This is a genomic window from Mycobacterium sp. 48b (assembly GCF_048282725.1).
Taxonomy (GTDB): Bacteria; Actinomycetota; Actinomycetes; order Mycobacteriales; family Mycobacteriaceae; genus Mycobacterium.
This window is the reverse complement of record NZ_JBLVUL010000001.1, coordinates 1,778,929-1,804,398: the sequence shown is the minus strand read 5'-3', so window position 1 is coordinate 1,804,398 and position 25,470 is coordinate 1,778,929. Positions and strand designations below refer to the sequence as shown.

The 25,470-nt window shown below is 65.4% G+C and carries 25 protein-coding genes and 1 pseudogene; 8 read left to right on the top strand and 18 right to left on the bottom strand.

What is annotated here, in order from left to right; translation table 11 throughout:
• Window positions 1–76: 76 nt before the first annotated feature.
• On the bottom strand, window positions 77–1,249 hold the full coding sequence (locus ACNQR1_RS08520; protein ID WP_171055141.1) for an acyl-CoA dehydrogenase family protein: 1,173 nt from the start codon (window positions 1,247–1,249) through the stop codon (window positions 77–79).
• A gap of 168 nt (window positions 1,250–1,417) precedes the next feature.
• Here ACNQR1_RS08520 and ACNQR1_RS08515 point away from each other — a divergent pair, with 168 nt between their 5' ends.
• From ACNQR1_RS08515 to fdxA, 5 genes are all read left to right on the top strand, one after another.
• Window positions 1,418–2,209, top strand: coding sequence for an enoyl-CoA hydratase/isomerase family protein (locus tag ACNQR1_RS08515; protein WP_099250704.1), 792 nt, complete (start codon window positions 1,418–1,420; stop codon window positions 2,207–2,209).
• A 157-nt stretch (window positions 2,210–2,366) separates the two neighbouring features.
• Window positions 2,367–3,176 carry an enoyl-CoA hydratase-related protein gene (locus ACNQR1_RS08510; protein WP_233211443.1) on the top strand — a complete coding sequence of 270 codons (810 nt, stop codon included), beginning with the start codon at window positions 2,367–2,369 and terminating at the stop codon, window positions 3,174–3,176.
• A 55-nt stretch (window positions 3,177–3,231) separates the two neighbouring features.
• Entirely contained in the window at window positions 3,232–4,395 is a 1,164-nt protein-coding gene (locus ACNQR1_RS08505) for an acyl-CoA dehydrogenase family protein (RefSeq protein ID WP_099250703.1), read from the top strand.
• Window positions 4,392–5,408 carry an acyl-CoA dehydrogenase family protein gene (locus ACNQR1_RS08500; RefSeq protein WP_158230621.1) on the top strand — a complete coding sequence of 339 codons (1,017 nt, stop codon included), beginning with the start codon at window positions 4,392–4,394 and terminating at the stop codon, window positions 5,406–5,408. The genes ACNQR1_RS08505 and ACNQR1_RS08500 overlap by 4 nt, the downstream gene beginning before the upstream one ends.
• A gap of 101 nt (window positions 5,409–5,509) precedes the next feature.
• Complete coding sequence (fdxA, locus tag ACNQR1_RS08495; protein ID WP_047040134.1) at window positions 5,510–5,842, top strand: ferredoxin; 333 nt, start codon at window positions 5,510–5,512, stop codon at window positions 5,840–5,842.
• A gap of 48 nt (window positions 5,843–5,890) precedes the next feature.
• Here fdxA and ACNQR1_RS08490 read toward each other — a convergent pair whose 3' ends face one another.
• The 8 genes from ACNQR1_RS08490 to ACNQR1_RS08455 form a co-directional block, all read right to left on the bottom strand.
• Window positions 5,891–6,646, bottom strand: a complete 756-nt coding sequence (locus tag ACNQR1_RS08490) for an SDR family NAD(P)-dependent oxidoreductase (protein WP_047040173.1) — start codon at window positions 6,644–6,646, stop codon at window positions 5,891–5,893.
• 94 nt (window positions 6,647–6,740) lie between these two features.
• Window positions 6,741–7,916: a CaiB/BaiF CoA transferase family protein gene (locus ACNQR1_RS08485; RefSeq protein ID WP_047040135.1), complete on the bottom strand. Its 1,176-nt coding sequence runs from the start codon at window positions 7,914–7,916 to the stop codon at window positions 6,741–6,743.
• Window positions 7,913–9,646 (bottom strand): AMP-binding protein, encoded by a 1,734-nt coding sequence (locus ACNQR1_RS08480; protein WP_158230620.1) that lies wholly within the window; start codon window positions 9,644–9,646, stop codon window positions 7,913–7,915. The genes ACNQR1_RS08485 and ACNQR1_RS08480 overlap by 4 nt, the downstream gene beginning before the upstream one ends.
• A gap of 104 nt (window positions 9,647–9,750) precedes the next feature.
• Window positions 9,751–11,082, bottom strand: coding sequence for an FAD-dependent oxidoreductase (locus tag ACNQR1_RS08475; protein ID WP_418045403.1), 1,332 nt, complete (start codon window positions 11,080–11,082; stop codon window positions 9,751–9,753).
• Between the two features lie 83 nt (window positions 11,083–11,165).
• Window positions 11,166–12,692: an aldehyde dehydrogenase family protein gene (locus ACNQR1_RS08470; protein ID WP_080989703.1), complete on the bottom strand. Its 1,527-nt coding sequence runs from the start codon at window positions 12,690–12,692 to the stop codon at window positions 11,166–11,168.
• Window positions 12,693–12,747: 55 nt separating this feature from the next.
• Window positions 12,748–12,960 carry a ferredoxin gene (locus ACNQR1_RS08465; protein WP_064895175.1) on the bottom strand — a complete coding sequence of 71 codons (213 nt, stop codon included), beginning with the start codon at window positions 12,958–12,960 and terminating at the stop codon, window positions 12,748–12,750.
• A 57-nt stretch (window positions 12,961–13,017) separates the two neighbouring features.
• On the bottom strand, window positions 13,018–13,257 hold the full coding sequence (locus ACNQR1_RS08460) for a hypothetical protein (RefSeq protein ID WP_064895177.1): 240 nt from the start codon (window positions 13,255–13,257) through the stop codon (window positions 13,018–13,020).
• Window positions 13,258–13,362: 105 nt separating this feature from the next.
• Window positions 13,363–14,484, bottom strand: coding sequence for an NDMA-dependent alcohol dehydrogenase (locus ACNQR1_RS08455; protein WP_047040138.1), 1,122 nt, complete (start codon window positions 14,482–14,484; stop codon window positions 13,363–13,365).
• Window positions 14,485–14,812: 328 nt separating this feature from the next.
• Here ACNQR1_RS08455 and ACNQR1_RS08450 point away from each other — a divergent pair, with 328 nt between their 5' ends.
• From ACNQR1_RS08450 to ACNQR1_RS08440, 3 genes are all read left to right on the top strand, one after another.
• Window positions 14,813–14,941 (top strand): hypothetical protein, encoded by a 129-nt coding sequence (locus ACNQR1_RS08450; protein ID WP_418045401.1) that lies wholly within the window; start codon window positions 14,813–14,815, stop codon window positions 14,939–14,941.
• 230 nt (window positions 14,942–15,171) lie between these two features.
• Window positions 15,172–15,798 (top strand): TetR/AcrR family transcriptional regulator, encoded by a 627-nt coding sequence (locus tag ACNQR1_RS08445; protein ID WP_232530502.1) that lies wholly within the window; start codon window positions 15,172–15,174, stop codon window positions 15,796–15,798.
• A gap of 52 nt (window positions 15,799–15,850) precedes the next feature.
• Window positions 15,851–16,894 carry an MBL fold metallo-hydrolase gene (locus ACNQR1_RS08440; RefSeq protein WP_047040146.1) on the top strand — a complete coding sequence of 348 codons (1,044 nt, stop codon included), beginning with the start codon at window positions 15,851–15,853 and terminating at the stop codon, window positions 16,892–16,894.
• Window positions 16,895–17,048: 154 nt separating this feature from the next.
• On the opposite strand, the pseudogene ACNQR1_RS08435 reads toward ACNQR1_RS08440, so the two are convergent.
• The 9 genes and pseudogenes from ACNQR1_RS08435 to ACNQR1_RS08395 form a co-directional block, all read right to left on the bottom strand.
• Window positions 17,049–17,456: pseudogene (locus ACNQR1_RS08435) on the bottom strand (CAP domain-containing protein); the annotation flags it as partial.
• 79 nt (window positions 17,457–17,535) lie between these two features.
• Complete coding sequence (locus ACNQR1_RS08430) at window positions 17,536–17,880, bottom strand: DUF732 domain-containing protein (protein WP_047040178.1); 345 nt, start codon at window positions 17,878–17,880, stop codon at window positions 17,536–17,538.
• Window positions 17,881–17,932: 52 nt separating this feature from the next.
• Complete coding sequence (locus ACNQR1_RS08425) at window positions 17,933–18,532, bottom strand: hypothetical protein (RefSeq protein ID WP_232530501.1); 600 nt, start codon at window positions 18,530–18,532, stop codon at window positions 17,933–17,935.
• On the bottom strand, window positions 18,529–19,212 hold the full coding sequence (locus tag ACNQR1_RS08420; protein WP_047040148.1) for a hypothetical protein: 684 nt from the start codon (window positions 19,210–19,212) through the stop codon (window positions 18,529–18,531). The genes ACNQR1_RS08425 and ACNQR1_RS08420 overlap by 4 nt, the downstream gene beginning before the upstream one ends.
• Entirely contained in the window at window positions 19,179–20,645 is a 1,467-nt protein-coding gene (locus ACNQR1_RS08415) for an MCE family protein (protein WP_047040150.1), read from the bottom strand. The genes ACNQR1_RS08420 and ACNQR1_RS08415 overlap by 34 nt, the downstream gene beginning before the upstream one ends.
• Window positions 20,646–21,785, bottom strand: a complete 1,140-nt coding sequence (locus tag ACNQR1_RS08410) for a virulence factor Mce family protein (protein WP_047040152.1) — start codon at window positions 21,783–21,785, stop codon at window positions 20,646–20,648. It lies immediately after the preceding gene.
• The gene (locus tag ACNQR1_RS08405) at window positions 21,782–23,113 is read right to left on the bottom strand and encodes a virulence factor Mce family protein (RefSeq protein WP_047040154.1); all 1,332 of its coding nucleotides are present in this window, start codon (window positions 23,111–23,113) and stop codon (window positions 21,782–21,784) included. The genes ACNQR1_RS08410 and ACNQR1_RS08405 overlap by 4 nt, the downstream gene beginning before the upstream one ends.
• Window positions 23,110–24,420: an MCE family protein gene (locus tag ACNQR1_RS08400; protein WP_047328217.1), complete on the bottom strand. Its 1,311-nt coding sequence runs from the start codon at window positions 24,418–24,420 to the stop codon at window positions 23,110–23,112. The genes ACNQR1_RS08405 and ACNQR1_RS08400 overlap by 4 nt, the downstream gene beginning before the upstream one ends.
• Complete coding sequence (locus tag ACNQR1_RS08395) at window positions 24,417–25,445, bottom strand: virulence factor Mce family protein (RefSeq protein ID WP_047040659.1); 1,029 nt, start codon at window positions 25,443–25,445, stop codon at window positions 24,417–24,419. Before ACNQR1_RS08395 ends, ACNQR1_RS08400 begins: the two co-directional genes overlap by 4 nt.
• Window positions 25,446–25,470: the final 25 nt, after the last annotated feature.

The window sequence follows — 25,470 nt, the reverse complement described above, 5'->3', positions numbered from 1 at the left end:
TGTTCGATGTGCCTCTTGATGTGACCATCCCGCGCCCGGAAAAGCGCGAACGTTGCTGTGCCGCAGTACTCTCGGATCAGTCGGCAAGTCCGAGTTGGGCGGCGATGATGTTCTTCTGAATCTGCGACGTGCCGCCGAAAATTGTCATGACCAGAGCGTCCCTGACATAGGACTGCATCTCGCTTTCCATGCTGTACCCCATACCGCCCATGAACTGCATACCTTGCAGTGCTACGTCCTTTGCGGTCTCCGTCGCCTGCAGCTTCGTGATGGAAGCCTCACCCGGCGCTGGGTCTCCGGCTGCGAGTAACGCGGCGGTGTGCTCCACCAGCAACCGGGTGGACAGCAACTTCGTCGCGCTCTCGGCAAGGCCGTGTTGGAGTGCTTGGAAGCGACCGATAGGTTGGCCGAACTGGCGCCGCTCCTTTACATAACGGAGCGTGTCGTCGAACGCGCGCTGCCCGATGCCGAGGGCCTCGGCCGCGATGATGAGCCGCTCGCTGTTGAGGCCGCGTACCAGCACCCGCCACCCTTGGTCGATTCCTCCGACGATCTCGTCATCGCCGGCATCGACATCCTCATAGCGAGTGATGTTGGTGTCGATATGGCCGAGCATGTCGAGCCGTTCGAAGCTGATGCCGTGCCGGTCCATCGGCAGCAGAAACAGGCTCAGCCCTTGATGCTTGGGCGCTTCGGTGTTGGTGCGGGTCACCACGAGTACCCAGCGGGCATGGTTGGCGTTGCTCGTGAAGGTCTTTTCACCGCTGAGCGTCCACCGCGAGCCCTCCTTGCGGGCACGCGTCTTGACCGCAGCTGCGTCAGAGCCGGTGTCGGGCTCGGTGATCGCGATGGACAGGATGTCGCCGGCAGCGACGCCGGGCAAGACGGCACGTTTCTGCTCTTCTGACCCGTACTTGATCAGCGCCTGCAGTGTGATCACCGTGGTCAGGTACCCGCCGACCGGGACGCGATGGTAGGCCAGGCGCTCGGTCAGCAGCGCGACCTCTGACAGTGTTCCCCCGACCCCGCCGTACTCCTCGGGGATCGTCAGTCCGAGCCAGCCGGTGCTGGCGAGCTTGCCGTACAGCTCGTCATTGTGGGCGACGGTCCCGCCCTTGGTCAGCTCGCGGAGCTTGTGCGGTGGGCATTCGCGCTGGCAGAAGCCATCGACGGCTTCGACAAATGCCGACTGCTCCGGTGTCGGCTTTCCGCGGAACGTGAGCATTCGGAACTCCCTTGTTTCGGTCATGACGACCACCCGGCGACTACACGCCCCCTGGTGTGGTGCAGCTGGCATGCGTGCAGTCCTGCGCCTCCCGGTTCAGTAGGCGGCGCGGATAGCCACATTGCCTTATAATCAGTACTACGATAAGGTCTGGCGTGCAAGGGTGCAAGCGTCAGCGCTACTGGAGGTTCGATGGTTATCGCCGTAGGCGACACGAAGTTCGTCCGCGTCGAGGTGGATAGAGGTGTCGCGCTGTTGACGGTGGACCGCCCGCCGGCTAACGCGCTGGATCTGCAGGTGGTACACGAAATCAGCAGGGCAGCCTCGGAGACAGCGTTGCAGCCTGAGGTCGGCGCCATCGTCGTTACCGGACACGGAAAACAGTTTGTCGCCGGCGCCGACATCAAGGTGATGCGCGACATCGATCTTGCCGGATTTGCGTATTTCGTCAACGCGATTCAACGGGCCCTCAACGATCTGGAAGCACTGCCGTTGCCGGTGATCGCAGCGATCAACGGTAACGCCATGGGCGGTGGCCTCGAACTCGCCCTCGCGTGCGACCTGCGGTTCGCAGGCGAACACGTGCGGCTCGGCGTTCCCGAGGTTCGTCTGGGCCTGCTTCCCGGCGCCGGAGGAACGCAGCGGCTGTGCGAGACGATCGGCAAGGGCCGCGCCCTGGAACTGCTCTACACCGGCCGGCAGGTGAGCGCTGCCGAAGCGCATGCGCTCGGCCTGGTCAACCGAGTCGTGGAGGGCGACCGAGTCGTTGGCGAAGCCGTCGAGTTCGCTCGACAACTCGCGTCGGGCGCGCGCCAGGCCATGCGCCGCATCAAATCGTGTGTGCTCGCACGACTGGACGGGGGGCGTTGCGCGGGCTTTCGGGCCGAGTCCGCTGGGGTTGTCGACCTCTTCGCCGGGGAAGAGGCCCGGGTGGGCTTCGACGCCTTCATCAATAAGCGGCCACCCGACTTCGGCTATGGCTAGGCGACAGTCGCGTTTGCTGCGGGGCGTGCCGAGAACGTGCAACGTCTCGGTGTGACGGCAGGGCCGCTGTCCCCCGCGTGGCAACCCAAGTCCTCTGCATATCGGTAACCGAGGCCAAGTCCGAGGCCCGGAAACGTTGGGAAGGAGCAGTTGTTCAATGAGCAGTTCAATGGTGGAGTTCTCCGACATCCGCTACGAAGTCAAGGATGCCGTCGCCCGGATAACGATCAATCGTCCCGACAAATTGAATGCATTCACGCCGCACACCCTCAGGGAGTTGACATCGGCCGTGCGACGTGCCGGCGAGGACGGCGACGTCGGGGTGATCGTGCTGACCGGTGCCGGCGAACGGGCATTCTGCGCGGGTGGTGACGTCAGCGTGGAGGACGAGAGCACGTTCAACGCCGGCGATGACTCCTTCGACGAGTTGGTCAAGCAGCTCTACCGCGCGTTTCGTGAATGTCTCAAGCCGGTGATCGCCCGGGTGGACGGCTACGCGATCGGCGGGGGACACCACATGGCCTACGCCTGCGATTTCACCATCGCGTCTGATCGCTCGGTGCTCGGACAGAACGGTCCGCGCGTCGCCAGTCCAGCCGAGGGGTGGCTGGTGAGCTACCTGTGGACGGTGGTCGGTATGAAGCGGGCCAAGGAGATGTGGATGTTGTGCCGGCGCTACTCGGCCAAGCAGGCGCTGGACTGGGGGCTCATCAACGCGTGTGTGCCGCCGGAGGATCTCGATGCCGAAGTCGCGCGTTGGTGTGACGAGTTGCTGGCGCTTAGCCCGACCGTGCTGAAACTGGTCAAAAAGTCCTTTGACGACGCGGTCGCGCCCATGCGGGAAGCACAGGACCGGTTCAGCATTCTCAACCAGGTGAACCCCGGCTTCTTCGTGTCCGGAGAGCAATCCGAAGGCGCCGATGCCTTCATGAACAAACGCAAGCCCGACTTCTCCCCTTGGCGTTGACGATGCGCTCAACTCGCAACGGCGGTGTGGGCGAGAATCCGGGGGGACGTTGACGATGGAATTGTCGTACTCCGATTCAGAGCTGGCGTTCCGCGATGAAGTACGCGCCTGGCTGACGACCAACGCGCCCACTCACCCCTTACCGCCGCCCTACACGGCCGAGGGTGTGGCCGCACATCGGGAATGGGAGAAAGCGCTGTACACCGCGGGCTACTCGGCGCTGCATTGGCCGCGAGAGTACCGCGGCGGAGGTGCCGACTTCATGCGCCAGATGCTGTTCGACGAGGAGTACCACCGAGCCGCAGCTCCGCAGCGGTTGAACCGTCTCGCCCTCGGACTAGCGGGCCCCACCATCATCGAATTCGGCACCACCGAGCAGAAGCAGCGCTGGCTGCCGGGGATGCTCAGCTGCGACGAGTTATGGTGCCAGGGATTCTCCGAACCGGGCGCGGGCAGCGACCTGTCCGCCGTGCGAACTCGGGCGGTCCTTGACGGAGACGATTTCGTCATCAATGGCCAGAAGATCTGGACATCACTGTCCGCGTTCGCCGAATGGATGTTCGCCCTGGTCCGCACGGACCCCGGCCAGACTCGGCATCGGGGCCTGACATACATCGTGCTGCCGATGGACACTGCTGGCATCGAGTTGCGGCCGATCCGCCAGTTGCACGGCGAGCCGGGTTTCTCCGAGGTGTTTTTCACCGACGTGCGCGTTCCCGCGAAGAACGTCATCGGTGCGGTCGGTGACGGGTGGCGCGTTGCCATGGCGACGCTGGGCTACGAGCGCGGCACCGGCTTGGGCAACCACGTGCGTCTGTCCAACGACGTGCGGCAATTGGTCGACCTCGCCACACGTATGGGCATCGCCGACGATCCCGCCCTCCGGGACGAGATCGCCTCGCGCTTCGCCGAGGCCGAGCTTTTCCGCCGGTACATGCAGCACATCGCCAGCCAACTCGCCGCGGGCACCGGCGTCGGTTCCAGGTCCAGCCTCGTCAAGTTGTATTGGTCGGAGCTCGACAGCAGAATCCAGGAAACCGCTCTGCAGATCCTGGGTCCCTTCGCAGAACTGGCGGATTCATCCGGCTGTGCCGCTGGAGCCGGGTTTCATCGCCGATACTGGCACGCTCGGGCGTCGCGAATCTTCGCCGGCACCAACGAGATACAACGCAACATCATCGGCGAGCGCCTGCTCGGACTTCCACGGGAGCCGCGGTGAACATCGACCTCACGCCCGACCAGAAAGAGCTGGCAGCCGCGGCACGGGAATTCTTGCGTGCCGAGTACCCTGCGTCGCGGGTTCGTTCGGCCTGGGATGCCGACTGCGCCGTCGATCGCGCGGCGTGGGCTCGACTGGCCGAGATTGGGTTCCTCGGTGTCGTAGTGCCAGAACGGTTCGGCGGCCTGGGGCGCTCTGATGTGGAGCTCGCATTGCTGCTCGAGGAAGCCGGCCGGGTCGCGCTTCCCGACCCGCTGCTGGAGACCGCGGTGGCGGCGCTGACGATCGCAGACATGGGCAGCGACCGCCAGATCGAGCGGTGGTTGCCCGCCATCGCAGCCGGCGAACTAATCGCCACCATTCAGCCGCCGGGTGCACCGTTCGCTGTCATCGACAGCTCGTTCGACCTCATCGTGGTGGCGAGCGAGGACTGTCTGCATGTCGTACCCGTGAGCAACTGCGACATCGAGTCCCACGAAGTCGAGGACGGCGCCCGCCGCCTGGCGACTATCCGCGCCGAAGCCACCTCCGATACCTTGTTGCCCGGCAGCACCGGACGGGCGGACCTTTTAGCCGTACGCGCCGCCGTGGCCGCCGCTGCCACGCTCGTGGGCATCGGGGCGTACTTAGTAGAAACCACGGTCGATTATGTGCGGCAGCGGGAGCAGTTCGGCAGACCGGTCGGATCGTTTCAGGCCGTCAAGCATCAACTCTCCAATGCCTATCTCGCGGTCGAATTCGCCCGGCCGGCGACGTGGGTCGCCGCGCACTTGGTCGCCATTGGTTCGGATGAAGCGCCGACGGCCGCGGCGGTTGCCAAGAGTTGCGCGTCGGAAGCGGAAAAGACCGCCAACGACAGCGCTTTGCAATGCCACGGTGGGATCGGTTTCACCTGGGAGCATGACCTGCACCTGTGGCTCAAACGGGGGAAGGCCATGGAACAGGCGTACGGGACCCCGCGCCAACACCGTGCCCGGATAGCCGAGACCATCTTCGGCTCCTCGGCCGTGTGAAGCGCACGGCCCCGTTCTGGCAGGTACCAGCCTACGGTCATCCGCCACGTCCAGCGTGACGTCGCAACGGGGTTACATAAAGAGTAGAGAAAGGTGAATCCGTGACTTATGTGATTACCGAGGCATGTGTCGACGTTCTCGACAAGACGTGCATCAAAGAATGCCCGGTCGACTGCATATACGAAGGCGAACGGATGATGTACATCCACCCCGCCGAGTGCATCGATTGCGGGGCGTGCGAACCGGTCTGCCCCGTGGAGGCGATCCACTACGAGACCGACCTCCCCGACGGTGTACGGCACTATCAGCAGATCAATGCCGACTTCTTCTCCGAAATCGGCTCTCCCGGTGGCGCCCGCCGCGTCGGGAAGCTCAGCGCCGATCCCCCTATCGTCAAGAACCTGGAGCTAAGGAGCGGCACCGGGGGGCGGTAGCGTTCCCGGCGCTGCGGCCGTCGGTCAGAGCTACGCCATGGTTCAGAGCTACGCCATGGTAAGGCCGCCGCTCACCGACAGCGTCTGTCCGGTGATGAACCCCGCGTCGTCGGAAGCGAGGAACGCGACCGCGGCGGCGACCTCCTCCGGCCGGCCCAGACGCTTCATCGGCACCGCCCGGGTCATCGCACCGATCACCTTGTCTGCATCGGCTTGGCCGCGGACGATCTCTTGTAGCAAAGGGGTGTCGGTCGGGCCGGGGCACACGGTGTTGGCGGTTACCCCCGCGCGGGCGACCTCGCGAGCGATCGTCTTCGTGAATGCGATCACAGCGCCCTTGGCCCCCGAGTACACCGACTCCAGCGACGAACCGACACGACCGGCGTCCGAGCCGATGTTGACAATCCGCCCCCACCCCGCCTCGATCATCGCCGGAAGCACGTCGTGCGTGGTCCGAAGCACGCCCTTGTAGTTGATCTCGATGACGCGCTGCCAGAACTCCTCGTCGGTATCGACAAAGGGCTTGAGCTCGTCCCACCCAGCGTTGTTGACCAGGATGGAGATCGATCCCAGCTTCTGGCGAACCTCGTTGAGGCCCTCCTTCACCGACGCCGGGTCGGTGACATCCACGGCGACGGGCACGGCGGTGCCGCCGGCTGCGGTGATCGTCGCCGCGGTCTCCTTAGCCTCGTGGTCGCGCAGATCGACCACCGCGACGTGGCGGCCTTGCCGGCCTAGCGCTAACGCGATCTCGCGTCCGATTCCTCTAGCGGCGCCGGTGACGACGGCGACACGTGCCTGCATGCTCATTCTCCGATCGTTTCTCCGTTACGACGTCCAGAGTCCATATACTTTACAATGACGATGATCATCCCGATTTGGATCGTCCTCGCCGATTTCACTCCGTGACCGCGCCGGTCGCCCGCAGCGTTTCGATCTCGTCCGGGGAAAGGCCGATCTCGTCGAGAATTTCGCGAGTGTGCTGCCCGGGCCGGGTAACGACCGATCCCGCGGTTGGCTTCCACGCGCTCATGCGCGGCAGCGGGCCAACCACACCCGGCGCGTCCAGCAACCCTCTGCGCTGCGCTGCGTCGAACGCGTCGGGCAGCGACCTCACGGGAGCCACCGCGGTGTCGACCTCTTCCAGCCGGGCCAGCCATTCCGCGAGCGAGGCAGCGGAGAAGGTCTTCTCGAATGCGGCCCGCAGCTCGCCCCATCGAGACTGGTCGGCATAAGCCGAGATCAGGTCGGGGCGGCCGAGTGCTGTGCAGAGGTTCGCGAAGAACTTCGGCTCCAGAGCAGCCACCGACAGCCATTGCCCGTCGGCCGTGCGATAGCAGTCATAGAAGGGGACCGCCCCCGACAGCAGGCCCCGGCCCCACGACGGATCCGGCGCCGACGCCAGCGTCCACGACTGGACCACCTGCAGCAGGCCGAGCAGCCCCTCATACATCGACACGTCGATGTGAGTTCCCCGGCCGCTGGCCTGGCGGCCCAGGAGGCCGGCCAGGATGCCGAACGCGGCCAGCAAACCTCCTGCGGCGAAGTCGGCCACCACGTTGACGGGTATGCCCGGACGCTGGCCATCGCGTGTCGTCGCCGACAGCAGGCCCGACTCGGCGATGTAGTTGAGATCGTGACCGGCGCGCATCGCCAGCTCCCCGGATTGCCCATAGCCGGTCAGCGAGCAATAGACGATCGCCGGGTTCCGCGCGGCGACCGTGTCGTAGCCCAATCCGAGCCGCTCGCAGGTTCCCGGCCGGAATCCCTCGACGAAGACGTCACTGCGCTGCGCCAGTTGCAGGGCGATCTCCAGGGCTTGCGGTTGCTTGAGGTCCAGCACGAGTGATCGTCGGGAGCGATACAGCGGATTGATGCCCTGTCGGCGCGCGCGCTCACCACCGTAACCGGGTAGCGCGCCAAGACCGCTGCCGCTTCGCGCGGCGGCCGGGGCTTCCACCGTGATCACCTCCGCGCCGAGGTCGCCGAGCAGCATGGTGGCAAACGGCCCTGGGGCCAGCGCGGACAGGTCGAGGATGCGTACCCCGGACAGCGGGCCGGTCGGATCGCTCATGCCGTTCCCTCAGCTGCGCGTTCTGCGGTTGACGGTGCGGTGTCAGCCGGCGTACCTGGCGCCGGCGGCCGATGGCGAGCTGAGGTCCCGTCTTCGTTACGCGCGTGACCTGCCAGGTCCTTGATGGCGATGTCTCGAAGGAGCGCTTTGTCGACCTTTCCGCCGGCATTGGTCGGCAGCTCATCGAGCACGATGAATCTTTCGGGCAGCTTGGCCTTGGCGAGCTGGCGGTCGAGCAGAAACGAGCACAGATCGTCGAGCCGGGGGTGAGAGCCTAAAGCGGGCACCACTGCGGCGCAGGCCCGCTCGCCCAGCCGCTCATCGGGGATTCCCACGATCGCTACGCCAGCCACGTCAGGGTGCTCGAGCAGCAGCTCCTCGACTTCCCGCGGGAAGATGTTGGTGCCTCCCCGCAAGATCATGTCCTTGATGCGCCCCACGATGCGTAGGTATCCGCGGTCATCGAACTCACCGACGTCACCGGAGTGGAAGAAACCCTGATCATCCCAAGCCTGCCGGTCGTAGTCGGGCTCGTTGAGATAGCCGTATGACTTGTTGGGCCCACGCCAGCACAGTTCACCAGCGTCGCCCGGCGGCACGGGGTTGCCGTCCGCGCCGAGCAACACCACCTCGACACCGGGGCAGACCGAGCCGACGGTCGTGTGGCGTAGCTCGTCTGGATCGTCGATCGACGTGATGGCGGGCACTCCCCCATCGGTGGCGCCGTAAATGGTTTGCACGCGGCAGCCCATCCGTGATTCGAGGTCGCGCGCGGTGGACTGTGGCAGCGGGGCGCCCGCGTTGTTGAATCGGGTGAAGTGGGACAGGTCATACTGCTCGAGCGGGAACTCCAGCATCATGATCATCTGGGTGGGCACGGCGGTCGCGTAGGTGCACTGCTCCCGGATGATCAGGTCCAGTGCGGCCTGCGGCTTCCAGGTTTCCAGCAGCGCGGTCGTCGCACCCACCAACAGTGGTGCCAGCACGGGAAAGACGTAGCCGGTCGAGCCCGTGCTGGCCGGTGCGATGGCGGCGGCGACGTCGTCGGCACCGAGGTGGAGGCGGCGGCCCATATGGTGGACGAGCAGGGCGACCAGGTCATTCGAACTCCACACCGACGCCTTGGGGATACCGGTCGTTCCCGACGAGGACATCACGTGTGCGGGCGCATCGGCGCTCGGCCGATGCTCGTCGAGCTCGCCGGCGGTCAGAGGCGCCGAGTTGGCTGCCAGCGATTCCAGCGAACCGCTTCGGGCGGTCAACACGTGTTTGAGGTCGGGCAGCCCGTCACGCAGCGTTTCCGCCAGGCCGACGTAGTCGAAGCCGCCGTTATCGTTGAGGACGATCAGCATCGAAGCCCGTACCGTGCCCAGCAGAGACCGCAGCTCGGCGCCGCGCCAGCCGGTGCTCACCGGCAGGAACAGCGCGCCGATCCTGTTGCACGCCAGGTGCAGTGCCGGCAGCAAAACGCAGCCGGGCAGGTGGATGGCGACCGGGTCGCCGGGCTCGACACCGTGATCGAGCAGGACCCGCGCAAGGCGCAGCGACAGGTCCCTGAGTTGGGCGTATGTCAGCTTTTCGCGGGAATCGATGACCGCAGTCTTTTCGGGATGCCGTTGTGCGTGGTCGTCGACGACGTCCGCGATCGTCTGGTCGCCCCACACGCCGATCTCACGGAAGCGGCCCGGGGCCGAGGCGGGCTGCATCCAAGGAATGTGGCGGTCGATCATATCGTGGCTCCTTCGCAGAGACTGTGTTGTGGACCTGAGTTGGGATGTCGACTGTGCGTGCCGGTGTCGGCGGGCTCCCGGGCGCACCACTCGATACGTGCGGGTCATCCTGGTGTTCGCCCGGCCGGGCTCGGGGTGCCGGCCGCGGCGTCCGTCGGGGCGTCGTGTGCCAGGGGGTGGGCGTGATCGAGCATGGCGGCCAGATCCGGGGTTTTGACCCGGGGGCTTCCTCGGCGCCGACCTGCTTGGATTTCGTGGGAGTCCAGCCGTAGCCATCCCGCCCAGTCCACGACGTTGACTGCGCGGTGCTCGAGCAGTTCGATGACCGTCCGGCGGTGGTCGTGTCTCGGCGGTGCGAGGCCGGGCAGGTCGGCCAGCAGGTTCTTGACGGTCTCGGCGGCGTCGGCTCGATTGGTGCCGATCACGCCACTGGGGCCGCGCTTGGCCCAACCGGTCACGTACTCGCCCGGCAGGAAATGGCCCTGTCCGTCCACTAGGCGGCCCCCTTGGTTGCGGATGGTTTGCGTACCGCTGTCGTAGGGCAAGTCGGCTACCGGACGCACCTGGTAGCCGACGGAATGCAGCACCAGGTTCACGTCGAGCACCTCGTACTGGCCTGAACCGCGCGCCTGGCCGTCGTCGGTCAGTTCGTTGCGTTCGACAACCAGGGCATTGACGTGGTCGTCGCCGAGGATAGCGACAGGGCTCCGGAGGAATCTCAGGTGCAGTCTCCTCGGTTTGCCCTGCAGCGGCCGATCCGCCCACTGCCGCAGCGTTGAGACCATGCGTTCGAGCTGGGGCCTTCCCAACAGCTCGGCTCGCTCGCTTTCGCTCAACGCCAATTCGGTCGGATCGATGATGAGATCGGCGTTGGACAGCTCGCCGAGTTCGCGAAGTTCGACCGGTGTGAATTTCATCTGCGCGGGGCCGCGTCGGCACAGCAGATAGATGTCGGTGATGGCGCTGGAGCCAAGTGCGGTGACGACCCGGTCGGGCACGTCGGTGGCGGCGATCTCCTCGGCGCTGCGCGCGAGCACTCGCGCGACATCGAGGGCGACGTTGCCGGCCCCCACCACGGCCACGCCCCGACCGTGCAGTGGGAAGTTGCGGTCGGCGGCGTCGGGATGTCCGGAATACCAGCCGACGAATTCTTTGGCCGCAAAGCTGCCCGGCAGGCGGCTACCGGGTACGTCCAGCACTCGGGCGTCTTCCGCGCCAAAAGCGTAGATGACGGCGTCGTAAAATCCTCGCAACTCGTGTCGGCTGATATCACGGCCGACAGAGACGTTCCCCAGAAAACGGACCGTGGCTGAATGGGCGGTGAAGGGTGCGCCCAGAACGCGGGCGACCGACTTGATCTTCTGGTTATCCGGCGCGACTCCGTACCGGACGAGCCCGAACGGCGAGGGCAGCCGTTCGAACACGTCTATCTTCACCGGGTGACCCGACTCCACAAGTTCGGGTCACCGCGTACAGGCCGGCCGGCCCCGCACCCACCACAGCGATGCGTCCCCCGCTCCTATTCCTCAGCGGGCAGGATTAGGGACCAGAAGCGCGACTGGCGATCATTCGTCAGGCTCATGTAGATGTGTTTGGCTTCGGTGAAATCGAGGAATCCGTCGTCTCCGAGTTCGCGGCCGATGCCGCTTTGCCGGTATCCGCCGAACGGTGCGTCGGGGCGCAACTGGTGGTGGTCATTGATCCAGACCGTGCCGGCGCGTAACCGGCGGCTGATTTCGTAGGCGTTGACCATGTTGGTGGACCACACCGTCGCTGCCAAGCCGTATATCGTGTCGTTGGCCAGGCGCACCGCGTCGTCGACGGAGTCGTACCCGATGACCGACAGCACGGGGCCGAAAAGCTCCTGACGGGCGATCGGCATGTCGTTGTTGACGTTGTGGATCACTGTCGGCTGGAAGAAGTAGCCGTCGCCGATGTCGGCACGACGACCACCACACGCCACTGTGGCGCCGGCGGCCGCGGCGTCATTGACGACGCGCTCCAGCTCGGCGGCTTTCTCGGCCGAGATCACCGGGCCGAGGTCGGTCTGCGGGTTGCGCGTGTCTCCGAGTCTGATCGTGGCGGCCCGCCGCACCAGCCGGTCGATGAGTTCCTCTTCGCGCCCGCGTGGCACGAAGACCCGGCTGCCCGCTTCACAGCACTGCCCGGCGTAGAAGTTGACGCCGAACAGCACGCCGTCGACGACGAGATCGAAGTCAGCGTCGGGCAGGATGACTGACGGCGACTTTCCGCCGAGCTCTAGGGTGACGTTCTTCAACGTTTGCGCAGCCCCGGCGGCGACGCTCCGCCCGACCCCGGTGCTGCCGGTGAACGTGACATGGTCCACCAGAGCGCTTTCGACGAGGTATTGGCCCACTTCGACGTCCCCGGTGACGACGTTGAATTGCCCGGGGGGAAGATCTGTGCGCGACAATGCTTCAGCCAGTAGCATCGCCGACAGCGGCGTGCGTGGGTTGGGCTTGAGCACGACGCTGTTGCCCATCAGCAGTGCGGGAATGACTTTCCACACGGCCAACAAGAGCGGGAAGTTGAACGGGGTGATGGCCGCGACGACGCCCTCGGGTTCCCGTACGACGTGACTGACGCTAAACGGCGGCGAATGGAACCCCAATGGCTGCTCCAGACGCACGCTTGGGGCCATATCGAGGAAGTACTGGCTGTGGGCCAAGGCGAATCCGACGTGCAGAGCGCTCGCCGTCTTGATCGGAGATCCGCATTCGGCGATTTCCGCTTCCAGGAGGGCGTCCTGGTTTTCGACCAGGTAGTCGATGGCTGGCTGCAGCGCTCGGACCCTGCTTCGCACGTCCAGGCCGGCCCAGGGGCCCTCGTCGAAGGCCGTGCGGGCACACGCGACCGCCGCCTCGACGTCGGCGATCCCTCCGTCGGCGACATCGCCGACGACGGTCGCGGTGGCCGGGTCGATGACCTGCCTGCGTTTGCCACTGACGGAGGGACGCCATGTCCCGCCGATGTATTGCTCGAAGCGCCATCGCACATCGGATTTCAGCGGTGCCGTCATTGTCATCTTGGGTCTCGCTTTGCTGGTTGTAAGACGGTTTTGGTCAGCTGGTGACGAGCTGTCAATCGTGGTAGCGAACTGTGATCGCGTGTTCGGGGCACGCCTGCGCGCCTTCCTCTGCTTCGTTGACCAACTCTGGCGGAACGGGATTGACGATCACGACGGACTTTCCTTCGTCGTCCAGGCCATAAACCGCAGGTGCCAGTGAGTGGCAGCGGGCATGGCCCATGCACCGGTTGAGATCGACGGTGACCTCTGCGGATTTGCTGGTCACGGGACTCGTCACGACCTGGCCTCGAAGATCACCGGCAAAGACTTCACACCCCAGGTGTCACCGGTGTGCCACACCGGTGGCTTGTCGGGATCCAGCCGGTATTCGGGTGTGGCCGCCGTGTTCGACGGAGTGCCCGACCGGGCATGCTTCACGCATCCGGTCGTAGATCGCCAGTCGGTGGCGTTGAACCTCCCGGTCGTGCATGCTCAGATGCTCGATGAACTTGTCGGCCGCTTCGGCGTTGAGCCGCGTGGGTCGTTCGTCATCGATATCGGTGTTGCGCTGTTGTGTCGTCATTGTTGAATTCGCTCCAATCTTCACGAACGGCTATCGGTTTTGCGTCGCGGCCGTGGCCGAGACAACTTTGCACTGCAGGGCGGAATCAGCTCTCCACTTGGGCTGCTAGTCGTCCGACAGAATGACCAACCCGCGGATGTTGCGACCCGCGAGCATGGCCTCGTACCCCTCGTTGATTTGATCAAGCGAGTAGGTGTTGGTCACCAGCTCATCGAGTTTCAATTTGCCGGATTGATAGAGGTCGATCAGCTGGGGAATGTCGGAGAACGGGTTGCTGCTGCCATACACGGTGCCCAGGATCTGGCGTTCGAACATCACAACGTCGAAGGGAGCGATGGGTAGGTGGTCGGCGCCGGCGGGCGGCACGGCGACCAGGACGGCCCGCCCGCCTTTCCCCAGCGCCTGCAGCGCTTGTGCGAGGATCGCCTGGGTCAGAACGCCGGGCGTGGCGATGGACACGTCGGCCCCCCTGTTCCAGGTGGCCTCCAACACCGCGTCGACCGGGTCGACGGCGGTCGGATCGACGACGTGTGTCGCGCCGAACACTTCGTAGGCGAGTTTGCGCTTGGCCTCGTCCGGTTCGACGGCCACGACGACGCGGGCGCCCGACGTAGCGGCCCCCTGGATCGCGTTCATGCCGATTCCCCCGGCGCCCCAGACGACCACGGATTCACCGGGCCGCACCTTGGCCTTGTTGACTGCCGCCCCGTAGCCGGTGGGCACGCCGCACCCGATCAGGGCTGCGGTGCGCAGCGGAACGCTCCGATCGATCTTGACGACGGAAACATCAGGCACCACGGTGTGCTCGGCAAACGTTCCCAGCAAGCACATCTGGCCAGCGCCTTGCGCTCCCACGTGGAATCGGTAGGTCCCGTCGAGCTGCGGACCGGCCAGGATGTTGGCACCCAGGTCGCAAAGGTTGGAGTGTCCGACCGCACACGAGCGGCAGTGCCCACACGCGGGGATGAACGACAACACCACATGATCGCCCGGTTCGACCGCCGTGACCTCGGCGCCGACCTCTTCGATGACCCCGGCCCCTTCGTGGCCGCCGATCACCGGATACGGCATCGGAAGATCGCCTGTCACCAGGTGGTAGTCGCTGTGGCAGAGGCCGGTCGCCGCCAGGCGCACCCGCACCTCGTGCGGGCCCGGCGGGTCGAGATCCACCTCCTGCACCTTGAACTGCTCGTTCTGCCCATGGAGCACGGCTGCCCGAGTCTTCACGAAACTCCCTTCGTCGACCTAATCACATCGATCTTGATCCGCGCGTCGACGCCGGCTGCCCAGACTGTTGTGTCGATCGAAGGGCCCCGTCGCCGTTGTCGGTGTTGACACAAGTCATCGTTGATGTGACTCATGTCATTAAGCACTATGATCATAGGTCATACCCACACCGCTGGCAAGGAAAACGATTCCTGGATTCTGTCGCACCGCCGATCATCGGCAAGCAGTCTTGCCAGTTCACTGGCCACGGACCAGGAGTTTTGTACGCCGGACGGGAAGAAGAGAACGGGAAGAGGTACCTCAATAACGTGATGACAATTAGCCTCCGATGCGGTTCCCCACATCGATGTACGGCTCTGACGCGCAGCCAGACCGGTCAGCACGCTCCGAGGTCGGCGTGACGCACACCGTCGCCCCCGGCGGCGAGGCCCGCGGACCGGCCCCGCCCACCGCCTAGCGTCGCCGACCGCGGTGCAGGTGTCGCTTCCCGCTGGCCCGGTCGACCAACACCTCGTCGGCCAATCATCGTCAGCAACCGCTTCGCCTCGTCCGCGCCAATTCGCTACCCGGCCCTGCAGCGTGTTAACCGCTGTTAGCATTGCTGTTGGCCGCGGTGGGACCACGCGAGTTCAGGGCACAAGCAGGCGACGCCGGCCCATGTGGTTTCACCCAAGAGGAAGGGGCACGGTGAGCGGAGCGATCGTTACTCAACGGACTCGGGGAAGCGAACGTCGTGAGCGGATTCTGGCCGCGGCCGCCGAGCTCATCGCCGAGCGGGGATATCACGCCGTGTCGATGACGGATCTCGGTGTGGCGGCTGGAATCGTGGGACCGGGAATCTACCGGCATTTCGACAGCAAGGCCGCCGTGCTCGCGTCGCTGTTCGAGCGGGTGATCGACGCGCTGCTGGAGCGGGCCTCGACCATCGTGGACCAGGCTCGTGATGAGCGTGAGGCGTTGACTGGGCTGGTCGCCGACCATGTCTCGCTGGTGATCAACGATCGGGAGCTGGCGATTGTCTATTACCGCGAGTTGCATAACTTGTCCGATGAGCAGCGGCGCCGCCTGCGACGTAAGCAGCGACTGTATCTCGAGGAATGGGTGCACGTGGTCGCGGAGTTGCGGCCGGAGCTTGATGAGGCCGACGTCCGCGCGGTCGTACATGGTGCGATCGGCGCGATCCAGTCGATCCTTCACTACCGCGACACCGGCCTGCCCCCCGAGCGGGTCGCTGCCCGTCTGGCCGCCATGGGTTACGCGGTGCTCGGCATAGCAGCCAGCGACGACCTGCCCAGGATTGTGAACGATGACTAACATTTGTGCGTGTGACGGTGTGCGTCGGGACCGCGACAGGAGGAACACAGCCATGGCCGAGGCGCCGGGGGCCGTTCAGCGGCAGGCCTGGGTCGACGGCGTGTTGCCGCCGGTCGAGCAGGTGCGACCGGGATTGTGGTCGATCCCGGTGCCAATCCCGGACAATCCGTTGCGATACGTGCTGGTGTATGCGTTCGAGCTGCCTGACGGGGTCGCCATCGTCGACGCCGGCTGGGACACCGAGGAAGCGTGGACGGCCCTCGTCGAGGGACTGTCCAAGGCCGGATGCGACATCACCGACGTCTCTGCGGTGCTGATCACGCACGTCCACCCCGACCACTACGGATTGGCTGGGCGGGTGCGCGAGCATTCCGGAGCATGGGTCGGGGTGCACCCGGCCGATGCCGCGGTGTTGCCCACCCGCTACGGCGAGGTAGAACCTCTCGTGGCGAGTATGCGGGACCTCTTGGTGGACTGCGGGGTGCCCGAGGTCGAGTTGGACGAACTGAGCTCGGCGTCGCTTGGAATCCGGCAGTTCGTCCGGCAGGCCGAACCGGACCGGTTCATCGACGATGGCGATCGTCTCCCGTTGCCGGGCTGGAACCTGCGCGCGATCTGGACGCCCGGCCATTCGCCCGGGCATCTCTGCTTCGCCGAGCCCGACCGCAGGCTGATGCTGACCGGCGATTGTGTGTTGCCGCGGATCACCCCGAACATCTCCGTGCATCCCCAGCAAGCCGCCAATCCCCTCGCCGACTTCCTCGCCTCGCTGGCCAAACTGCGTGGATATCAACCCGACGAGGTGCTTCCCGCCCACGAATACCGCTTCGACGCGTTCACAACCAGGCTGGACGAACTTTTCGCCCATCACCGCACGCGCCTTGGTGAGATCGAACGCGCGGTGGCCGACTGCCCTGGGGCAACCTGCTGGCAGATCACCACCCGCCTGGGGTGGTCGCGGCCCTGGGCTCAGGTACCCAACTTCATGCGCCGGGCCGCCAACGGTGAAACACTGGCCCATCTGGCGCTCTTGGCGGCAGAGCACCGCGTAGAACCGATGCGTGACACCGTCACCACATGGTGGCCGAAGCAGTGACCCGCGATCCTGTATCCGACGGCCTCGACATTGCGCCTTCAGGCACCGCCCATGTCCGTGGCTGTGCCGTCAGCTCCGACAACACCACAGGCGTGAGGCCGACGGCCGATGTACCGTGTCGCTTCGATGTGCGGGATCTGGCCCGCTCTGGCTACCCGTAGTCGGCGACCACGACGGTGCGGTCGAAACTGTTCTCCGACCACACGCCGATGTGAGTGTGGGCGCAATCGGACATGATGGCGAGATATGCCGCGTTGTCATACCACCGGCTAATCAACTCCACACCGCTGATCGCTAGGGCCGGATTGATCGCCACCGTTTCGGCCACCCGACCCTGGAAACCGGCTGCGTCGGCGCGGTCTTGCGGCGTCGAACCGTCAGACCCGATATCACCGTTGAGGTCGCGATTGTTCAGCACATCCCGGGCGTGCCATTCGGCGGCACGTTGCAGTTGCGGGATGATCGTGACGTCGTTGGTGCAGCCTGCCTGGTGCTGAATGGTGTACACGTTGGCGACCACCGCGTCGTTGAGTCGTTTGTTGTCGCCGTGTGCGATCGGCATGCCAACCACAGCACCGACGGCGACGACCACCACGGCCGGCACGGTCAACAGCAAATGCCGCATGTTCATCTCCTCGACGTCAGCCGTCATCTCTAGGCGGCGGCCAGTCGTGTGCAGCCGAGTTCCTCAGGCGCCAGATCAACGCCGGGCAGAGTTCGTTGACCGACTGGGTGATCAGATAGGAGGCCTGATAGTCGTCGGCGGTGTGGAAATCAGCCTGCAGATCGCCGATAAGCTGCCCGTAGCCTTCGCCGCCGGACAGCTTGTCGCAAATGCCGTAACCGTAGCCTAAGGCCGCGTCGGCGTTCGGAAAGCCGTAGCCGGGCCGCACGGTCACGTTGACCAGATAGGCCACCGGGTCGGCATGAGCGTGAGGTGCCTGCGCAGTTGCCACACCGAGCCCTGCCGCCCAGCACATCGCCATGCATACGGTCTGAATGTTGCGCGGCGCTGTGAATCGAACCCCGATCATGTTGTCAAATCGGCTCGAATTGGGAAATGAGCCATCGGCCATCGTGTTTGTCCAGCGTCACTCGCACGCATGAGGTGGTGCTGGTGGGTGCGTCCGTGCCGACGATGACGGTCTGGTTGACAAAAACAAGGACGACCGCGTGGTTCGCGGTGGCCGACACCGACGCCGCGGCCGGAACGTTGGCGACCGCGGAGATCTGTTTTTGCTTCGCCCCGGGGATCACCACGTCATGTGTTAGCGAGGCATAGGAATCCTTGAATTGTCCTGTCAGTCGGTTTTGGGCGGCGGTCAGATCCTTCTCGGCGGTGTCGGGCTTGTAGGACAGCATCGTGATTGTTCCGTCGGTGGCGGCCCGCACGGACTCGACGCTGGCAAGCTGGGCCTCACGCAGGGAACCGACCTGCCATTTCAGCCCGCCGGCGGCCGCGGCCAGCAGCAGCGCGAGGCCGGGCAGCATCCCGTAGGCGAGCACACGTGACCAGCGGATGCTTCGTTTCATCGTAGCCGGCGTGTGCTCGCAGTCGTCCTCGGTCGCGGTGGGTGTTTCCTGGGCCGAGTCGGTGTCGGTGGGATCGCCGGTACGACGCGATTTCGGCCACCTCACGGCACGAACTCCACGTTAGACACCTTGGGCTGATCGCCGACTTGCTGCACGAAGATGCGCATCCGCCAGGCCCGTGGCCGTTGGTCGGGCACAGCGGCATTCGTCGTCTTGACGGTCACGGCGACGAGCACCTGGGCGGTGCCCGCGGTCTTCGACTCCAGCGCGGCCTCGGTGACCGTGCCGATGGTGGTCGATTTGGTCTGTTTGACCACGGCGATGAACGGCTGTGATCGCTTCGTGAAGTCGTCGTAGAACTGCCCGGTTGCCCCGTCGATGATGCGGCGCACATCGGCGTCGGCGTTCTGCCAATCGATCGTCGTCAGGTTCAGCGCCGCCTGCCTGCCCACCTGCACATACGCATTTCGCTCGGTCTGCGCCTCGTGCAGGTGGTGGAGACGAAATCCCAGCCATCCCGCCAGCGTCGCCAGCGCGATGACGACGGCCACCCCTACCAGCATCGCGGCCCGCAGCGGCGAGCGGGTCGTCCTCGGCTCGCCCGGGGGTGCGGTGTGTGTGTCCTTGCCGTCGGGTCCGCTGCTGGCGTCTTCGGCGGTGCCGGCATCGCCGCCATGCGTCGGTTCAGCACCGATCGGCGCGGACGCGGCGCGTTCATCCGGCATGAGCGTCGAGGTGCGGCCGGCGGTTCTCAGCTGCCCGGTGGTGTCAGCATCGTCTGCCACGTCTTCTCCTTCGGGCCGGTCTGCGCGAGGTCGGATTGGGTGTATTGCTGGCCATCGGGTCCGATGTAGGTGCCCGTGGCGGGGTCGTACTGGGCGGCCGCTACCGGTGGTGGGGGTGGGCTCACGGCAGCGGGAGGCGGCGCTCCGGTCGGCGGTGATCCGGGAGCTCCCTGGGGGATGTCCTGCCCGGACAGGGTGGCGTTGGGGTCGCCCTTCCAGTTGAAGCCGTCGTTGAGCGGCACATACTGCTCGTCGCTTTCGCACATTCGCACCGTGGGTGCGCGTTTGCCGGGGACGGTCTCGCAGGGGATGTTGCGCGCTCCGCGGACGTTGAACGGTGAATCTTGGGGCACCCGGCAGTACACGTCGCCGGCGGGACGCTCCGGGCTGTCCTCGAAGGACGGTGGACGCCGTTGCTGGGTGGGTAGGAATCCGGTGGTGCAGGCCGGTGGGAGGTTGATGTTGAGGTTGAAGCTGATCCACTCGCCACGGTAGTCCTGCTTGGTGTTGGCGTTGGCGACGACACTTCCGCCGCGGATCGCTGCGGCTTGCGGCAGCAGCACGAGGAGTTGTTCGAGGTCGTTTCGGTAGGTGAGGGCGACCTGGCCGACGCTGACCAGGTTGGCCAGCAGGATCGGCAAGGTCGGCTGGAACCGCTCGAAGAGTTGTCGCACCTCGCCGGCGGCGGGGCCGCCGTGGTCGATGATTCCGGCCACCGCGTTGTCATGGGTTTGCAGTTCGGCGGTGACCGTGGCCAGGTTGGCCGCCCATGCCTGGATCGCATCGGAGGTATCGGTCTGCGAGTCGAGCACCGGCTGGGACTGGTCGATCAGCGACGTCAGTGAGTCGAGGTTGGCGCGGGCGTCGATCGACAGCCGGGTGGAGGCCCTGACCAGCCGGGCCAGTTCTGGGCCCAGCCCGCCGACGGCGGTGTATGCCTCGTCTACGGCGGTGTTGAGGTTATCCCGCGGTATCGCCCGCAAGCCGGTGTTGACGGCGGTGAGCAGCTTGTTGATGTCAGGTGGCACGGAGGCGTCCCGCAGCGGGATGACGTCGCCGTTCTTTAGCGGCGGTGCGGTGTCACTGCGGGGCAGCAGGTCGACATATTGTTCACCGATCGCCGACTGGCTGTGTACCTCAGCTTTGACGTCGGAGGGGATGTCGATGCCGGATTTGAGCGACAGCACCGCGGCCACACCGGTGTCGGTGAGGTGCACCGACTGCACCCGCCCCACTTCGGTGCCGCGGTAGGTGACGTTGCCGGTCGCATACAGCCCGCCGGTCTGCGGCAATTCCATCGTCACCGTGTACCGGCCGACACCGAAGAGCTTGGCCGGCAGCTTCATGACGTGCAGCGTCATCAACGAGATCACGACGACGGCAAGCACCGTCAAGATGGCCAGCTGAACCTTCACGCGTTTGTGCAAATACATTTAGCGTCCCTGGTCCCAGCGGTACGGAATGATCAGCGGGTTGGATTGGGTGTAGGGGCTCGGGAGTTGCCCGATGGTGCGGCCCCATTGCAGCTCCAGCTCGGTGAGGTTGCCCTCCCAGCGCGTACCGGTGAAGAGCGCAGAGTCGATGCGGCTGAGCGTGAGGTCAACGATCAGGCTGAGGTTGCCGTAGTCGCCGCGCATCCACTTCTCGACGGTTTCGTTGGGGAACGGATAGGTCGTGTAGAGGCTGAGCGCACGTGTCAGGCTGGGGCCGGCGTTGGCCAGCGCTTCCAACACCGGCCCGATGTCCTTGAGTTCCTTGACCAGATTTTCTTTGGTCTGGTTGACCGTGTCGACGGTCAGTGCGCTGAACTTGCCGAGCTGATCGGCGGCCTCGATGAGGTTGTCCCGCTCGCTGTTGAGCTCGGCCAGCGCATCGGGGATTTTGCGCAGCGCGGTGTCGAGAACGGGTTTGTTGTCGGCGAACTTGCCGACCAGGGTGTTGAGGCTGTCCGTGGCCGCGATGATGTCACCGGTCTGGTCATTGGTGAGGGTGGCGAATTTGTCGAGTTGCTCGATCATGCTGCGCAGGTCGTGTTCACGCCCCCGGAACGCGGTGGAAAACGCCCGGGTGATGTCCTGGACTTGGCCCAGTCCGCCGCCGTTGAGCAGCATGGAGATCGCGGCCAGGGTCTGTTCGGTGGTCGGGTAGGCTCCCCCGCGCGCCAACGGGATCAGCGATCCGTCACGCAGTTTGCCGTCCGGTGGCGCGTCCGCTGGCGGGGCGAGCTCGACGTGCAGCGAACCCAGCAGGCTGGTTTGGCCGAGCTTGGCGGTCGCGTTGGCGGGCAGGTCGACGTCGCCGTTGAGCCGCATGCTCACCAGGGCATGCCAGCCTTGACGCTCGATTCTCGTCACGGTGCCGACGGTCACGTCACCGACCTGCACGCGGGAGTTCGGTTGGATATTGCTGACCTCGGGCATCTGCGCCTGCACGACGAAGGAACCCGGCCCGGCGCCCTCGGTGCCGGGCAGTGCAAGCGAGTTCAGCCCGCGCCAGCCGCAGCCGGGCAGCCCGGCCAGCGTGAGGATGATGAGCAGTTTCACCGCGACGCGGGAGGATTGTCGCGCTGTCATGAGCCGCCTCCGGGGGGGACCATGAGGCCGGGGAGGCCATCGGATGGGTTGGTGGTGACCGGCGTGGGCGGCGCGGCGGCATCCGGCGCAGCAGCCTCGGCGGCCAGCGGCGCAGGCTCGGGCGGGTGGGGCGCGGCCGCCTCGACGGGGGGCGGCACGTAGTCGGGTCGCATCCAGTCCTCGCTGTAGGTGACCTCGTTGGGCCGTGCCGATGCCCCGACGATGAGGTTTTCGCCCAGTGGCGGGAAGTTGTACTGGCGGTTCTTCACGATCGGTGCGAGGTACTGCACGCACAGTTTCGCCGCCTGTTCGGCGCCGAGACGGGAGGCCGCTTGGATCGCGCCGCACAGGAAACTGATCGGGTCGGCGAAGTTGTTGACCGCGATGGCGCCGGTCATCGTACCGCCGGCCGGTTCGTAGATGAAGATGAAGTTCTGCAGCGTCGAGGGCAGGATGTGCAGGGTTTGTTTGATGTCGTCGAGGCTGTCGACCATCGCCGTGGTGACCGAGGCCAACTTGTCCGAGGTGGTGCCCAGCGCATCGCGATTCTCCGCAACGAAACTCTGCACATCGGCGACCACGTCGTTGAGCATCCCGGCCGCCCGACCGACCTTGTCCGGATCGTCGGCCAACAACCCTGTGACGGCGGCCAGGTTCTCATTGAGCTGTCCGAGCAGGCCACTGCTGTCGTGCAACGCCGACACCAGCGTCGCCAGGTTTTTCAGGGTGGAGAAGATGTCGTCGCTGTGGTCGCCGAGGGCCGACAACGCCTGCGACAGTTTGACGACGGTGTCGCGGATGTTCGCACCTTGGCCGCGCAGGTTGGCGGCCGCGGTGTTGATGAACGCGCCCAGCGTGCTGACGCCTCCGGGCTGGGTGGGCCGCAGCAGTTCGGTCAGCCGCTCAACCTGCGCCCGGAAGTCGTCCCACTCGACCGGGACCGCGGTGCGGTCCTGCGGGATCACCGCGCCGTCGCGCATCACGGGTCCGCCGGTGTAGGCGGGGGTCAGCTGGATGGCGCGCCCGGTCACCAGTTGAGGCGACAGGATGACCGCCTTGGCGTCGGCGGGAACCGAATATTTGCGGTCGATCCAGAAGGTGACCTTGACCCGCTGCGGCTGCGGTTCGATCGTGGCGACGCGCCCGACGGGCACACCCAGGATCCGCACATCGTCGCCGGCGAACAGGCCGTTGCTGTTCTGGAAGAAGGCGACCACCGTGGTCTTGGCCGCCGCGCCGGTGCGGCCGAGGGCGACGAATAGCCCGCTGACGAGCACCGCCACGAGGACGGTCGCGGCGGCTGCGCGGATGAGACGCGCCCTGGTCATGGCTGTCCTCCGGGTTGTGCGGGCACCTCACCCGGTGCTGGCACGTAGACCGGGGAGGGTGTCGGCTCGGGTGTGTTTTGCACGCCGGGCGGCGGCGGTGCGGGCGGTCCGGGCGGGGGTCCACCTGGCGGCGGGGCCGGCGGGGGCTCCCGGTACGGATAGCGCGGATCACCCGGCTTGCCCGTGATCGCGTCGGGCAGCGTCAATCTGGGTTCGCCGCCCTGCCCGGTCCGCGGGTAGGGCACCGGCAGCGCCGGGGTTGCGGGCTGGCCGGTGGGGGGGTCGATACGCTCGGAGGGCAGCACGGTGGCCGGGTCGAGCCCGAGATCGGAGAACGCAGCGTCGACGAAGGGCTGCACGAACTGGCCCGGGAGCAGGTTCGCCAGGTATGCCTTGAAGAACGGCCCCGATGAGACGGCTTCGCCCAGCGAAAGCGCGTAGGCGTTGAGCCGCTTGATCGCATCCTGGATGCGCTCTTTGCGGTTATCCACGATGGCCAGCACCCCGTTGAGCTTCTCCAGCGCCGGCCGCAGTTGCTGCCGGTTCTCGGCGATGAACCCCTTCAGTTGCTGGGCGACCGCCGAGATGTTGTTCCAGATCTGATCGATTGCGCTGCTTTGGGTTCGGAGCTCAACCAACAGGGCATTGGTGCTCTTGACCAGGGTGACGATCTGATCGGTGCGCTGGGCCAGTACCGTTGTGGCTTTTCTGGCGTTGGCGAGCAGGTTGCGCAGTTGCGCGTCGCGTTCGTTGAGTGTCTGGGAGAACCGGGCAACCCCTTGCACCGCGTTCCTCAGCTCTGGTGCGGTGCCGGAAAAAGTCTGCGCCAGGGTGGCCAGCGAGTCCGACAGCTGGTCGGTGTTCAGCCCGCTGATCGTGGTGGCCAGGTCGCCGAGGGCGTCGGGCAGCTGGTAGGGCGACACCGTCCGCTCGATCGGGATGGTGGTGGTGAGCTCGCCGTCCCCGCGGGATATGACGTCGAGCACCTTGCTGCCCAGCAGGCTCTTGGTCTTTATCGCCGCCTCGGTGCGATCGCCCAGAAAGATCTTCCTGTCGACGCTGAACGTGACGAGCACGCGTGCCCCGTCGAGTTCCATGCTGGACACTTTTCCCGCGGGAAAACCGGAGACATCGACCGAGGCACCGGTGTGCAGCCCGCCGGCGTCGGCGAAATAGGCCGAATACTCGTTGGCCTGGTTCAGGAAGGGGAGTTTCTGGAAGTTGAGCGCGGCAAGGACGATGGCCGCGACGGCTGCGACGCCGATGGCCCCGATCAGCGGGGTATTGCGTTCGGAGAAGGATTTCATTTCGGCGCACACCGCCCCGTGCTTTGTCCGGCCACCTTGACATACACCGGCTGCCCGCCCTTTCCGTTGAGCTTCAGGATCAAGTCGCACAGGTAGAAGCTGAAGAAGTCGCCGTAAATCCCTTGCCGCGCCAGCGCCTTGTACTTGTCTGGCAGCGTATTTAGGAGGTTGTCGAAGTAGTCGTGATCGGCGACCACGATCCCAGCGGCGCGGTCGGTCTCGTGCACAACTTTCTGGAACGGCTCCCTGACCTGCGTGAGCAGATCGGCCACCGAACCGGCGGCCGCGTTGGTGTGGGCCACTGCGTTAGCGATGTCCTTCTTGCGGCCGGCCAGCCCGTCGATCAGGCCCGACAGCGAGGTGACCGCCTTGTCGAGCTGGTCTGACTGGTCACCCAGTGACCCCAGCACCACGTTGAGGTTGGTGATGACCTGCCCGAACAGCTGATCGCGGTCCGCCAGTGTGTTGGTCAATACCGCGGCCTGGTTCAGAAATGATCCGATCGCGGAGCCTTCGCCCTGAAACGCTTGGATCAGCTGGCCGGTGAGGGCGTTGACCTGATCTGGGTCCAGCGCGCGAAACAGCGGCCGGAAGCCGCCGATCACCGCATCGAGGTCCAGCGCGGGTTCGGTGCGGGCCAGCGGAATCATGTCACCGGGCTGCAATGTCTTGACCCCCCCGGCGCCTTCCTCAAGTGCTAGGTAGCGGTCGCCGAACAGGTTGTCGTACCTGATCACCGCGCGGCTTCCCTCGGTCAGGACGACCGAGTTCTCGGCGGAGAATTCGACTCGTACGGTGGAGTCCCGGTTCACCGAGATGCTGCGCACCTTGCCGACCTCCACCCCGGCGATGCGGACGAGGCTGCCCTTTCTCATATTGGACACGTTGCTGAACTGGGCGAAGTAGGTCTTGCCCACGTCGAACCGGAATTCCGCGAAGACCGCCAGCAGGGCGAACGTGCCGAGGGCACAAACCGACAGGAAGACGGCCAGGCGCCAAATGGTGCCCTTCAGCTGTTTGCTCACACTCTCTCCTGTTCCCTGTCGTTCA

Excerpts from the sequence above, each read along its gene's own strand:
- ACNQR1_RS08520 (WP_171055141.1), bottom strand. The coding sequence starts at position 1,249 with ATGACCGAAACAAGGGAGTTCCGAATGCTCACGTTCCGCGGAAAGCCG.
- ACNQR1_RS08515 (WP_099250704.1), top strand. The coding sequence starts at position 1,418 with ATGGTTATCGCCGTAGGCGACACGAAGTTCGTCCGCGTCGAGGTGGAT.
- ACNQR1_RS08510 (WP_233211443.1), top strand. The coding sequence starts at position 2,367 with ATGAGCAGTTCAATGGTGGAGTTCTCCGACATCCGCTACGAAGTCAAG.
- ACNQR1_RS08505 (WP_099250703.1), top strand. The coding sequence starts at position 3,232 with ATGGAATTGTCGTACTCCGATTCAGAGCTGGCGTTCCGCGATGAAGTA.
- ACNQR1_RS08490 (WP_047040173.1), bottom strand. The coding sequence starts at position 6,646 with ATGCAGGCACGTGTCGCCGTCGTCACCGGCGCCGCTAGAGGAATCGGA.
- ACNQR1_RS08485 (WP_047040135.1), bottom strand. The coding sequence starts at position 7,916 with ATGAGCGATCCGACCGGCCCGCTGTCCGGGGTACGCATCCTCGACCTG.
- ACNQR1_RS08480 (WP_158230620.1), bottom strand. The coding sequence starts at position 9,646 with ATGATCGACCGCCACATTCCTTGGATGCAGCCCGCCTCGGCCCCGGGC.
- ACNQR1_RS08470 (WP_080989703.1), bottom strand. The coding sequence starts at position 12,692 with ATGACAATGACGGCACCGCTGAAATCCGATGTGCGATGGCGCTTCGAG.
- ACNQR1_RS08460 (WP_064895177.1), bottom strand. The coding sequence starts at position 13,257 with ATGACGACACAACAGCGCAACACCGATATCGATGACGAACGACCCACG.
- ACNQR1_RS08450 (WP_418045401.1), top strand. The coding sequence starts at position 14,813 with ATGCGGTTCCCCACATCGATGTACGGCTCTGACGCGCAGCCAGACCGG.
- ACNQR1_RS08440 (WP_047040146.1), top strand. The coding sequence starts at position 15,851 with ATGGCCGAGGCGCCGGGGGCCGTTCAGCGGCAGGCCTGGGTCGACGGC.
- ACNQR1_RS08430 (WP_047040178.1), bottom strand. The coding sequence starts at position 17,880 with ATGGCGATGTGCTGGGCGGCAGGGCTCGGTGTGGCAACTGCGCAGGCA.
- ACNQR1_RS08415 (WP_047040150.1), bottom strand. The coding sequence starts at position 20,645 with ATGTATTTGCACAAACGCGTGAAGGTTCAGCTGGCCATCTTGACGGTG.
- ACNQR1_RS08410 (WP_047040152.1), bottom strand. The coding sequence starts at position 21,785 with ATGACAGCGCGACAATCCTCCCGCGTCGCGGTGAAACTGCTCATCATC.
- ACNQR1_RS08405 (WP_047040154.1), bottom strand. The coding sequence starts at position 23,113 with ATGACCAGGGCGCGTCTCATCCGCGCAGCCGCCGCGACCGTCCTCGTG.
- ACNQR1_RS08400 (WP_047328217.1), bottom strand. The coding sequence starts at position 24,420 with ATGAAATCCTTCTCCGAACGCAATACCCCGCTGATCGGGGCCATCGGC.